This window comes from Mycobacterium sp. TH-M103, assembly GCF_057473785.1.
This window is the reverse complement of sequence record NZ_JBYCLG010000367.1, coordinates 26,161-37,284: the sequence shown is the minus strand read 5'-3', so window position 1 is coordinate 37,284 and position 11,124 is coordinate 26,161. Positions and strand designations below refer to the sequence as shown.

General features: G+C 69.3%; 13 protein-coding genes and 1 pseudogene. 3 read left to right on the top strand and 11 right to left on the bottom strand.

All coding sequences use genetic code 11. The features are described from left to right. Positions 1 to 215 (top strand): annotated as a pseudogene (locus tag AC2VOR_RS20340) (L-glutamate gamma-semialdehyde dehydrogenase); the annotation flags it as partial. Then, the gene (locus tag AC2VOR_RS20335; protein WP_486964403.1) at positions 215 to 1,183 is read left to right on the top strand and encodes a proline dehydrogenase family protein; all 969 of its coding nucleotides are present in this window, start codon (positions 215 to 217) and stop codon (positions 1,181 to 1,183) included. The pseudogene AC2VOR_RS20340 and the gene AC2VOR_RS20335, both read left to right, overlap by 1 nt. A gap of 1 nt (position 1,184) precedes the next feature. Here AC2VOR_RS20335 and AC2VOR_RS20330 read toward each other — a convergent pair whose 3' ends face one another. Further along, entirely contained in the window at positions 1,185 to 2,390 is a 1,206-nt protein-coding gene (locus AC2VOR_RS20330) for a cytochrome P450 (protein WP_369737512.1), read from the bottom strand. Positions 2,391 to 2,584: 194 nt separating this feature from the next. Here AC2VOR_RS20330 and AC2VOR_RS20325 point away from each other — a divergent pair, with 194 nt between their 5' ends. Beyond that, positions 2,585 to 3,127 (top strand): TetR/AcrR family transcriptional regulator, encoded by a 543-nt coding sequence (locus AC2VOR_RS20325; protein WP_486964402.1) that lies wholly within the window; start codon positions 2,585 to 2,587, stop codon positions 3,125 to 3,127. 190 nt (positions 3,128 to 3,317) lie between these two features. Here AC2VOR_RS20325 and AC2VOR_RS20320 read toward each other — a convergent pair whose 3' ends face one another. From AC2VOR_RS20320 to AC2VOR_RS20275, 10 genes are read right to left on the bottom strand one after another with little or no spacing between them, the layout of a single operon-like run. Then, positions 3,318 to 3,926: a TetR/AcrR family transcriptional regulator gene (locus tag AC2VOR_RS20320; RefSeq protein WP_369737514.1), complete on the bottom strand. Its 609-nt coding sequence runs from the start codon at positions 3,924 to 3,926 to the stop codon at positions 3,318 to 3,320. Next, positions 3,923 to 4,501, bottom strand: coding sequence for a zinc-binding dehydrogenase (locus AC2VOR_RS20315; RefSeq protein ID WP_486964401.1), 579 nt, complete (start codon positions 4,499 to 4,501; stop codon positions 3,923 to 3,925). Before AC2VOR_RS20315 ends, AC2VOR_RS20320 begins: the two co-directional genes overlap by 4 nt. After that, entirely contained in the window at positions 4,387 to 4,992 is a 606-nt protein-coding gene (locus AC2VOR_RS20310) for an alcohol dehydrogenase catalytic domain-containing protein (protein ID WP_486964400.1), read from the bottom strand. Before AC2VOR_RS20310 ends, AC2VOR_RS20315 begins: the two co-directional genes overlap by 115 nt. Before the next feature lie 11 nt (positions 4,993 to 5,003). Continuing rightward, complete coding sequence (locus AC2VOR_RS20305) at positions 5,004 to 6,170, bottom strand: lipid-transfer protein (RefSeq protein WP_369737516.1); 1,167 nt, start codon at positions 6,168 to 6,170, stop codon at positions 5,004 to 5,006. Next, positions 6,167 to 6,622, bottom strand: coding sequence for a MaoC family dehydratase (locus tag AC2VOR_RS20300; protein WP_369737517.1), 456 nt, complete (start codon positions 6,620 to 6,622; stop codon positions 6,167 to 6,169). Before AC2VOR_RS20300 ends, AC2VOR_RS20305 begins: the two co-directional genes overlap by 4 nt. Continuing rightward, a complete protein-coding gene (locus AC2VOR_RS20295) occupies positions 6,619 to 7,734 on the bottom strand; it encodes an acyl-CoA dehydrogenase family protein (protein WP_486964399.1) in 1,116 nt (371 codons plus the stop codon). The genes AC2VOR_RS20300 and AC2VOR_RS20295 overlap by 4 nt, the downstream gene beginning before the upstream one ends. 7 nt (positions 7,735 to 7,741) lie before the next feature. After that, positions 7,742 to 8,140: a Zn-ribbon domain-containing OB-fold protein gene (locus AC2VOR_RS20290; RefSeq protein WP_486964398.1), complete on the bottom strand. Its 399-nt coding sequence runs from the start codon at positions 8,138 to 8,140 to the stop codon at positions 7,742 to 7,744. Then, positions 8,140 to 8,685, bottom strand: coding sequence for an FAS1-like dehydratase domain-containing protein (locus AC2VOR_RS20285; protein WP_369737521.1), 546 nt, complete (start codon positions 8,683 to 8,685; stop codon positions 8,140 to 8,142). The genes AC2VOR_RS20290 and AC2VOR_RS20285 overlap by 1 nt, the downstream gene beginning before the upstream one ends. Before the next feature lie 17 nt (positions 8,686 to 8,702). Beyond that, positions 8,703 to 9,887, bottom strand: coding sequence for an acyl-CoA dehydrogenase family protein (locus AC2VOR_RS20280; protein WP_486964397.1), 1,185 nt, complete (start codon positions 9,885 to 9,887; stop codon positions 8,703 to 8,705). Between the two features lie 2 nt (positions 9,888 to 9,889). Beyond that, positions 9,890 to 11,104 (bottom strand): cytochrome P450, encoded by a 1,215-nt coding sequence (locus tag AC2VOR_RS20275; protein ID WP_369737523.1) that lies wholly within the window; start codon positions 11,102 to 11,104, stop codon positions 9,890 to 9,892. Positions 11,105 to 11,124 lie beyond the last annotated feature (20 nt).

The following is an 11,124-nucleotide window of genomic DNA, read 5'->3' as shown; positions in this document are numbered from 1 at the left end:
ACCGGCTGCGGTTCACGGCCGGCAACTTCTACGTCAACGACAAACCGACCGGGGCGGTGGTCGGGCGCCAGCCGTTCGGCGGGTCGCGGGGCTCGGGTACCAACGACAAGGCCGGATCGCTGCTGAACATGGTGCGCTGGGTGTCGGCACGCACCATCAAGGAGACGTTCGTCCCGCCGACCCACCACAGTTACCCGCACATGGAATCCGACTGATGGGCGGGGTCTTCGCCAACACGGTGCGCCCGGCGATCCTGGCGGCCGGCCGGCGACAGGGGTTGCGCCGCATCGCCGAACGGCTGCCAATCACCCGCAAGGTGGTGCGGCGGTTCGTGCCCGGGGAGACGATCGGCTCGGTGTTGACCAGTGTCGCCGCGCTGCGCGACTCGGGGCTCTACGTCAGCGTCGACCACCTCGGTGAGGACGTGACCGGCATCGACGACGCCGAGGCGGCGGTGCAGGTGTACCTGGACCTGATCGGCAGGCTGGGCCGGCTCGACGACCGCGTCGAGGACGGCGCACGGCCCCTGGAGGTGTCGCTGAAGCTGTCGGCGCTGGGGCAGTCGCTCGAGCGCGACGGCGAGAAGATCGCCCGGGAGAACGCCTTTGCGATCTGCGAAGCGGCGCAGCGTGCCGGGGTGTGGGTGACGGTGGACGCCGAGGACCACACGACGACGGATTCCACGCTGACGATCGTGCGCGACCTGCGGGCCGATTTCCCTTGGCTGGGAACCGTTTTACAGGCATACCTGCGCCGCACGCCCAGGGACTGCGCGGAATTCGCCGCAGCGGGAGCGCGGATCCGGCTGTGCAAGGGCGCCTACGACGAACCGGCGTCGGTGGCCTACCGCGACCCCGCCGCGGTCACCGACTCCTACCTGCGCTGCCTGCGGGTGCTGATGGGCGGCTCGGGCTACCCGATGGTGGCTTCCCACGATCCCGCCGTCATCGAGGCGGTCCCGTCGCTGGCCCGCGAATCCGGCCGTGGGGTAGACGATTTCGAACACCAGATGCTGTTCGGCATCCGCGACGACGAACAGCGGCGACTGGTCGCCGCCGGCAACCGGGTGCGCGTGTACGTGCCGTTCGGCGACCAGTGGTACGGCTACTTCATGCGGCGGCTGGCCGAGCGGCCCGCCAACCTGACGTTCTTCCTGAGGGCGCTGGCGTCTCGCGGTCACTGAGTCACCGGATGGCCAGCCGCAGCCGGTTGCGCCGCCGGACCAGGATGCTGGGCAACCATTCCCCGATGTCGGCGGCCTCGATCCAGGTCGTGCGTTCCAACAGCACGCGTAGCACGATCCGGGCCTCCAGGCGTGCCAGAGCGGCTCCCACGCAGAAGTGCACACCCTTGCCGAACGTGATGTGGCCCTTGGCTGTGCCGCGGTCGAGGCGGAATTCGTCGGGAGCCTCGAAGTGCGCCGGGTCGCGGTTTGCCGCGCCCCACATGAGGAGCAGGTGGGTATCGGCGGGCACCGCGACCCCGGCCAGGGTGGTGTCGCGCCACACGTGCCGGTAGTGGCCGCGAAACGGTGATTCGAACCGCAACGTCTCCTCGATGAAAGCGCCCAACAATTCGGGGTTCTCACGCAGCTGCCGTTGGATCTCGGGGCGATCCGCGAGGATCCAGGCCGCGCTGCCCAGCAGTGAGGCGGTCGACTCGCCGGCGGCGCTGAACAGCGTGAGCATGATGCCCAGCGCCGGGAGCTGCTCCAGCTCGCCCGACGCGTAGCGCGCGGCCAGGTCGGCGATCAGGCCGTTGCTGCTCGGCTTTTCGAAGTGCTCCATGACGTAGGCGGACAGCTCGATCGCCGCCATGCCGGCGGCGTCGAGTTGATCGGGGGTGACGACCCCGTCGAGCAGTGTGGTGGTGGCGTAGCCCAGGCGGATGAGTTCGTCGACGTCACCGGCGGGCAGGCCCAACAGCTTGGCGACGACCATCATGGGCAGCCGGTTGGCCACCGCGCCCATCCACTCGATGTGACCCTCTTGCAGGTTCTGTTCCCAGAGCAGCTCGGCGGTCTCGGTGGCGAACTCCTCGATGATGCGCACCCGCTTCGCCGACAGGTGCGGCAGCAGGAGTCTGCGATGCACCGCATGCACCGGATCGTCCGCGGTGGCCAGCGCGTGAGACGGACCTCCCGGCGGCCCCATGTCGAACGGGGTGACGCTGCCGTCGTCGCGGTAGACCATGGTCGCGGTGAGGTTCGACGAGAAGTCCCCGACCCGCTCGATCGCCTCGGTCACCGCGTCCCAGCCGCACACGGCATAGAACACCGAGTCGCCGATGCGGTGCACCGGTGCCTCCGCGCGCATCCGCTCATAGAGCGGATACGGGTCCTGCAACGCGGCGGCGCCGAAGAATTCGACCGGATCGGTGAGGACCGTCATGGGTTCAGGCTGAGATGCGTCCGCCGGCGGCGTCAACGGGGCGCGACGAAGTTGAGAGACGCCCCGGGCTGGCCCGGGCGCGGCCGCACTCAACCATCCGGACCGATCAGCGCGTTAGGCTGAGAAAAACGTTGCGAAAATTCTCAAGTTGCGAGAAGAATTTCGGCGGCTTTCGATGCGAGGAGACTGGTTGGATGCCACGCGACGATTGGCTGGTGGGACGGGACCGCCGCAGCGAAGCCACGACACGCATCTACGCGGCCGCCGCCGACCTCATCGCCCGGCGCGGCTACGAGGCCTTCACCATCGAGGCGCTGGCGGCCACGGTCCACTGCTCGCCGGCGACGATCTACCGGCACGCGGGCGGCAAGGCGGCCATCCGCGACGCGGTCGTGGCGATCCAGTCCGCGCGCATCCTGGACACGGTGCGCGAAGCGATCAAAGACCTCCAAGGCCCGGACCGGGTGGTGACCGCCACCATCGTTGCGCTGCAACGCCTTCGATCGGATCCACTTGCCCAGCTCATGCGGTCGATGCACGTTGCTCCGGTCAGCGACTGGATCACCGATTCGCCGGTCGTCACCGGCCTCGCCGCCGAAATGCTGGGCCACGACAGCCCGGATCCGCTCCAGGCGCAGTGGCTCATCCGCGTCTTCCTGGCGTTGTGGTGCTGGCCCCACAAAGACGCCGCCGCCGAACGCGCCATGGTGCGACGCTTCCTCGGCCGCCTGGTGTGAACCCGTCACACCCGAAGCCGGCCGAGATCAGGCGGCCGGCGGCGCCGAGCGCTTTCGGTGCGTTCTCGATGGCGGTGTGCAGCACGTCGAAAACCTGCGGATCGCACGTGAGCGGCGTCTTCGGATCCAGCCCGGCCGCGCGGGCGTCAGGATGCGTCGCACAACGCGGGATGCCAGCGGCCGGCGCCGGTCAGTGGGCGCGCTTCGGCCGCGAGCGGTCGCCGGCGAATCCGCGCACCACGTGCGCGCGCACGAAATCCGCTGCCACTTCGGGGTTTTCCATGTCCAGGGTGGACGACGGCGTGCTGAACAGCGAGAACAGGATCCGCGCGAACCATTCGCCGGCGGCCTCCACGTCGAGGTCCTTGCGCACCTCTCCGGTCAGCCTGGCCGCCGACAGGTAGGGCTTGAAGAAGTCGACGCACTCGCGCAGCAGCACGGCGGCATCCTTGGTGAGCAGCAGGCTGACCGCGTCCTCGTCGAAGTACCGCTCGGCGGCGATGACCCGGCGGGCCTGGGTGACGAACACCGCGGCGCGGCTGAGCTTGTCCTCGAGTGAGCCGCCCTGGTCCATCGCCTTGGACATCTCGCGGTAGAACCGCTCGGAGGCGTGTTCGGCGCACGCCTCGACGATCGCGGCCTTGTCGCTGAAGTACTCGTAGACCGTGCTGCGCGACACGCCGGCCTTCTTGGCGATGTCGACGATCGTCGCCTTCTGCAGCCCCTGCTTGCCGAAACAGGCATACGCCGATTCGACGATCAGTTCGCGCGTTTCGGTGGCCTGAACCTGGGTCGTCATGGCACCAGCGCGCCCCTGGGCATCGACCCCGTATCGGCGGCGGCGTAGGCGGCGTTGATGTCGGCGAGGCGGAAGGGCCTGGGCAGCAACCGGTGAAACGGAAAGCTGGTGTGCTGCAGGAAGGACAGGCCGACTGCCAGCGTGACCGGGTCGTAGAACATCACCCCGCGCACGGACTTGTTGCCGTAGACCAGGACGCTCGGGTCGAGTTCGAAGGTGCGGCCCATCCCGACGTTGCCGACCTCTAGCAGCGTGCCCCCGTTGTTGAGGAAGCCGATGCCGTCCGGGATGACCGCCGGCACGCCGACGACCTCGAGCACCCAGTCGGCCCCGATGCCGTCGGTGAGCCCGTGGACCCGCTCGGTGAGCTCGGCGGCCGACAGACCGCCGGCGTCCAGACAGTGGGTGGCGCCGAAATCGGCGGCGACGTCGAGCCGTTCGGGGATCTTGTCGATGACGATCACCGCCGCGGCGCCCGCCGTGCGCGCGACGGCGGCGGCGTTGATGCCCAGCCCGCCGGCGCCCTGGATGACGACGGTGTCGCCGAGGCGCACGTCGCGCAGCGCGAACAGCACCTGGGAGAGTGCGCAATTGAGCGGGCGACGGCCTCGTCGGCGAGGCCGTCGGGGACCTTGTACAGCGGCTGGCGCGCGCTGGTGTAGTAGTACTCGGCGTGCGCGGCGATGAAGTGCGGCTCCTGGTCGTGGGTGCGGTACTCGCCGGCCATCAGGTTCTGGCAGGCGTGGGGGCGTCCCCGCGAGCAGGCGTGGCATGAGCCGCAGAACCAGAAGTACGGTGTCACGACGCGATCGCCGACCGCCAGCGGTTGGCCGGTGGCGTCGGTGGTCAGCCCCGCCCCGAGTTCGGCTATCTCGCCGACCATTTCGTGGCCCATGGCGAACGGGCACGGCAATGGCAGCTCGCCCCGGAAGATGTGCAGATCTGATCCGCAGATCCCCGCCATCCGCAGCTTCAGCGCGGCCGTCCCCGGCGCCGGGTCCGACAGCGGGAATTCGGCCAGCTCGATCGGGCCGCCGGGTGCGGTCAGCAGCGCGAGCGTGGGCATCGGGGTCCCTCCTAGCCGGCCGGTGCGAGGATCAGGCCGCTGGTGGGCACTCCGGTTCCCGACGTGACGAGGACGTGCTCGACGTTGTCGACCTGGTTGTGGGACGTGCCGCGCACCTGGCGCACGCCCTCGGTGATGCCGTTCATCCCGTGGATGTAGGCTTCGCCGAGCAGCCCGCCGTTGGTGTTGATCGGGAACTCCCCACCGAGCGAGAGCCGTTCGACGGTGGCGAAGTCCTTGGCCTCGCCGCGCCCGCAGAAGCCGAGCTCCTCCAATTGGGCGAACACGAACGGCGTGAAATGGTCGTAGATGAACGCGGTTTGGATGTCTTGGGGCTTGAGGCCGGAATCGCGCCAAAGCCGTTGGGCCACCACGCCCATCTCGGGCAGCCCGGTGATGTCCTCGCGGTAGTAGCTGGTCATCATCTCGCCGTTGGCCGCTGCGCCCTGGGCGGCCGCGGTGATGATCGCCGGCGGTTGGCGCAGGTCGCGGGCGCGTTCGGCGCTGGTCACCACCAGCGCCACCCCGCCGTCGCTTTCCTGGCAGCAATCCAGCAGGCGCAGCACGGGTTCGATGATCCAGCGCGAATTCTGGTGGTCTTCCAGCGTGATCGGGCGCTGGTAGAACCAGGCGTCGGGGTTGGTCGCCGCGTGCTTGCGGTCCACCACCGCGATGCGGCCGAAGTCCTCGTTGGTCACCCCATAGGTCGACATGTAGCGCTGCGCGTGCATCGCGACCCACGCCGCGGGGGTGAGCAGCCCGAACGGCGCGTAGTGCGCCATGAACAGCGGCGTCCCCAGGTCGGTGCGCCCGCTGCCGCCGAAGCGCATGCCGGAGCGTTCGTTGAACGCGCGCCAGCACACCACCACGTCGGCCACGCCCGTGGCGACGGCCATCGCCGCGTGCACCACGGTGCCCGAGGCCGCGCCGCCGCCGTGATGCACGCGGGAGAAGAAGCTCAGGTCGCCGATGCCCACATTGCGGGCGATGTCGATCTCGTCGCTGGAGTCCATGGTGAAGGTGACCATGCCGTCGACGTCGGCGGGCGCCAGGCCGGCGTCGTCGAGTGCGGCACTGACCGCCTCGCACGCCAATTGCAGTTCGCTGCGCCCGGATTCCTTGGAGAATTCGGTCTGGCCGATCCCGACGATCGCGGCGGCGCCGGGCAGCGCGCTCATGCCCCCGACCCGTCGAGCAGGCTGAGCACCGCGGTGCCCGACACGTGGTCGCCGAGGCTGTTGGACGCCTTGAAGGTCACCTCGACGAAGTTCTCTCCGCCCGAAGCCTCGCTCTTGCCGGTCACGCTGCCGGTGAACCGCAGCGGATCGTCGGGAAAGCACGGCACCCCAAGGCGAATCGAGAGGTTCTTGACCATCGCCTCGGGCCCGGCCCAGTCGGTCAGGAAGCGCACGCAGTAGCCGTTGCTGGTCAGGATGTTCATGAACAGGTTCGGCGAGCCCTGCTTGTTGGCGTAGTCGCGGTCGTGGTGCACCGGCATGAAGTCGCGGGTCGCGATCGCGCCGGCGACGATCATCGTGGTGGTGATCGGGACCTCGAGCGGCGTCACCTCGTCGCCGACGTTGATATCGGCCCACTGCAGCGTGGTGGTGCGGGTTTTGGCGGTCGTCATCGGTTTCCTTCGGAGTAAGCGCTGCCCATGGCGGCGAGCTGGGCGGAGGCGGGGCCGAGCGCGAGCTCGTTGTGCTTGGCCCACAGGAAGTAGCGGTGCAGGGGATAGGTGACGTCGATGCCGATGCCGCCGTGCACCTGTTGGGCGGTGGCGGCGACGCGGGCGCCGGCCTCGGCGGCCCAGAACTTCGCGATGCGGGCGGCCCGGCGGGCCTCCGTCGCGGGCCGGTCGTTCGCGACCAGCCAGGCCGCGTGCCAGGTGGTCCAGCGGATCGCCTCGACGTCGATGAACGCGTCGGCCATCCGCTGCTGCACCGCCTGGAAGCTGCCGATCGGCCGGCCGAACTGCTCGCGCCCGCTGGTGTAGTCGGCGGCCAGCCGCAGTGCGCGCTCGCAGACGCCGAGCTGGATGGCGCACAGGCCGATGAGCGCGCGGGTGTGCAGGTCGTCGAGCGTGGCGTCGAGCCGGTCTTGCTCGGAAACCGTTGCGCCGTCCAGGAACACGTCGGCGTGCGGTTCGTGGTCGGTGGTCGCCACCGGCCGGACCTCGACGCCGGGAGCGTCGGTCGCCAGCAGGAACAGGCCCGCCTCGCCGTCGTCGGTGGTGGCGGCGACCAGGACGGTGTCGGCGATCTGGGCGGCGGGCACCAGTTCCTTGATGCCGTCGAGGCGCCAATGCGGACCGTCGCGGCGGGCGGTGGTGCCGGGACTCGTCGGATCGGAGCGGCCGGGCTCGGCCAGGGCGGCGGTCAGGATGCGGGCGCCCGCGACGACGTGGGGCAGGTAGCGTTGCCGTTGCTGCGCCGTGCCGTGCCGGGCGATGGGGTCGGCGCCCAGCACCAGGGTCGCGTACGCGGGCACCGGCGCGACGGTCCAGCCCACCTCGGCCAGCAACACGCCGAGTTCGACGAAGCCGCCGCCGTTCCCGCCGAACTGCTCCGGCAGCGCGGTGCCCAACAGGTCGGCGGACGCGAGTTCGCGCCAGAGCCCCGCATCGTGGCGGATCTCCCCGGCTTCGAGTTCGGTGAGGCGCTCAGGGGTGGCGCGGCGCTCGAGAATGTCGCGGGCGAGCTTGGCGATCGTCTCCTGCTCTTCGGTGAACGTGAAATCCATGGCGCGCCTAGCCCACCGGCCGGAATTGGTGCAGCACCAAACCGTCGTCGAATTCTTGGTAGAAGACCTCGACTTCCATGCCGACCGTGACGTCGGCCGGGTCGATGTCGCACAGGTTCGACACCAGCCGCACCCCCTCGGCGAGCTCGATCAGCGCGACGATGTAGGGGTATTCGAAGAAGGGGAATTTGGGTTCGTGCGGCATCACGTAGCTGTAGACGGTGCCGCGGCCGCTCGCCTCGACCGCCTCCCAGTCCAGCGACCGGCACGCCGGGCACATCGGCCGGGGCGGGTGGCGCAGCGCCCCGCAGCCGCCGCAGCGCTGGATCAGCAACCTGTGCTCACGCAGGCCGTTCCAGAAGAACTCGGTGTCCTTGCTGATGGCCGGGGCCAGCCGGGCCGCCATCAGCGTTCCGGCCTGAATCGCAGCACCCGGAATCGCTGCCGCCCCAGCACCTCACCGTTCTGGTCGGTGTAGGTGGTCAGCCAGGTCAGGAAGAAGCCGGTGCCCAGCGCGGTCTTCTTCTCCTCGGAGACCGATTCGTAGACCGCCGTGGCGCTGATGACGTCGCCCAGCCGGGGATAGCGCTCGATCTCGAACTCCGAGTTGGTGGCGACGGTGCTGGTGTAGCCGGCCTCGTCGAGGAAGGCCGTTGGGTTGCCGGTGATCTCGACCGGGGCGCCGCCCCGCTCGCCGATGCCTTCCAGTTTGGGTGACGGCATCGTCCAGGTCTGCAGCATGACCGGCGGCGAGACGATGCCGCCGAACCGGGACGACGCCGCGAACTCCGGGTCGAGGTAGACCGGGTTCATGTCGGCCATGGCGTAAGCCCAGTGCCGGATCATCGGCTGGTTGACCGGATCCGGCGCCACCGAGGGCTCTCCGGTGCCGCCGGTGGGCTGGCCGACGAGGGCCCGCACCTTGGCGCTGACGGTTTCTGGGTCGGTCACTGCGTTGGTCCTCCTGACTACGTGGCGGCTCGAAGGTCGCGCGGCGCGCGGGGCATGCCCAGCCCGGCCATGGCAATGATGTCACGCTGGATTTCGTTGGCCCCGCCGCCGAAGGTGTTGATGACCGCGAACCGGTAGGCGGCTTCCAGGGCGCCCCGCAGCGGGGCGTCGGCGCCGCGTCGTAACCCGTTGTGGTCCAGCACTTCCAGCAGCTGGCGGGCGACCTGCTGGGTCAGTTCGGTGCCGAACACCTTGGCCGCGGATGCTTCCCCCATACTCAGCACGCCCTTCGTCATCGCGGCGTTGACGCGCAGGTTGACCAGTTTGTACGCGGCGACCTGGGCCTCGACGCGGGCGAGCGCGAGCCGCACCCACGGCTGGTCGATGACGCGGCCGCCGTCGAGTTCGGTGGTGGCGGCCCAGTCCAGCGTCTTCTCGAACAGCGGCTCGAGCCCGGCGAGGTTGCCCAGGGCCGCGCGCTCGAAGTTCAACTGCGTGGTGATCAGCTGCCAGCCCTGGTTCTCGCCGCCCACCAGGGCGCTCACCGGCACTCGCACGTCGTCGTAGAACGTGTAGAACGTCGAGACGCCCGGCATGGTGTGCAGCGGCTGCCAGGAGAACCCGGGCGACGAGGTGGGCACGATGAGGATGGAAATGCCCTTGTGCTTCTTGGCATCCGGGTCGGTGCGCACGGCCAGCCACACATAGTCGGCGTACGCGGCGCCGCTGGTGAACATCTTCTGGCCGTTGATCACGTATTCGTTGCCGTCGCGCACCGCCGTGGTGCGGATCGAGGCCAGGTCGCTGCCGGCGCCGGGCTCGGAGTAGCCGATCGCGAACTCGACGCTGCCGTCCAGGATCGCCGGCAGGAACTTGCGCTTCTGCTCCTCGGTGCCGCACTGCATCAGCGTCGGCCCGACCGTGTTGAGCGTCACCAGCGGGATCGGGGCGTCGACCCGGCGAGCCTCCTCGGCGAAGATGAACTGCTCGATCGCCGAGAAGCCGCGCCCGCCGTACTCTTTGGGCCAGCCGACCCCGAGCAGGTCGGCCGCCGCCAGGGCGCGGATGCACTCCCGGACCTCCGGGCCACCCTCCATGCGTTCGCGGACCGCGGCGGCCCGCTCGGGCGTCATCACCCGCTCCAACGACGCGCGGATCTCTGCGCGCAGCCGTTCCTGCTCGGGCGTGTACTCGAGGTGCACCGTCAGGCCCCGAGCCGTACCGGCATGCGCTTGACCCCGGGCACCATGGTGGCCCGCATCCGGTCCACCTCGCCCACCAACTCCAGCCGGGGAAACCGGCGCAGCACCTCCTCGAACAGTACGCGCGCCTCCAGGCGCGCCAATTGCGCTCCCACACAGGAATGTTCGCCACAGCCGAAGGCGATGTGCGGGTTGGGGTTGCGGGTGACCTTGAACTGCTCGGCGTCGGGGCCGAAGATGTCCTCGTCGCGGTTGGCCGACCCGTAGAGCATCACCACGACGTCGCCCGCGGCGATGCGCCGGCCGCGGATCTCGACGTCGGCGGTCGCGGTGCGCGCCATGTGGACCACCGGGCTGTTGAAGCGCAGCATCTCCTCGACCGCACCAGGGATCAAGCCGGGATCGTCGGCCAGCAGGCGGCATTGGTCCGGGTGGGCGATCAGCGCGCACGTGCCCAGCGCGATCAGGTTGCGGGTGGTCTCGTTGCCGGCGACCAGCAGCAGGAATGCGAAGTTGAGCAGGTCCTCGTCGGTGAGGCGGTGCCCGTCGATCTCGGCGCCGGCCAGCACCGACAGCAGGTCGTCGCGGGGCTCGGTGCGCCGTGCCGCGATCAGCTTCTGGAAGTACTCGTAGAGCTGGCCCATCGCGACCATCGAGTCGAGTTCGATCTCCGGGTCGGCGGTTCCGGTGGCCGCGTCCGACCACGCCCGGAACTGCTCCCAGTCGTCGGGCGGGGCGCCGATCAGCTCGGCGATCATCCGGGTGGGCAGCGGGGCGGCGATCTCCTCGGCGAACTCGTGCACGGAATCCGGCTGCAGGGGATCGAGGATGCCCCGCACGATCTCGCGGATCTTGGGCTCGAGCACCGCCACGCGCCGCCGGGTGAAGCCCGAGTTGATCAGCTTGCGCAGCTGCCGGTGCCGCGGCGGGTCGGTGAAGATGAGGTTGCCCTCCTGCACGGGATTGGCCATGTGCGGGTCGGGGATGGTGATGCCCTTGGTCGAGGTGAACAGGGCCGGGTTGCCCGACACGAACCGGATGTCCTCGTATTTCAGCAGCGCCCAGAAGTTGGTGACATCGTTCCAGCAGACCGGGTTGGTCGCGCGCAGCTCCCGGTACGCCGGGTAGGGGTCGCCGGCGTAGAAATCGGGGGAGTGCAACAAAGAAGCGGGCAAAGTGGTCTGCACGGCAGGCCTCCTGACCAGAAGATCCGACATATTGATGCAATATGTCTTGC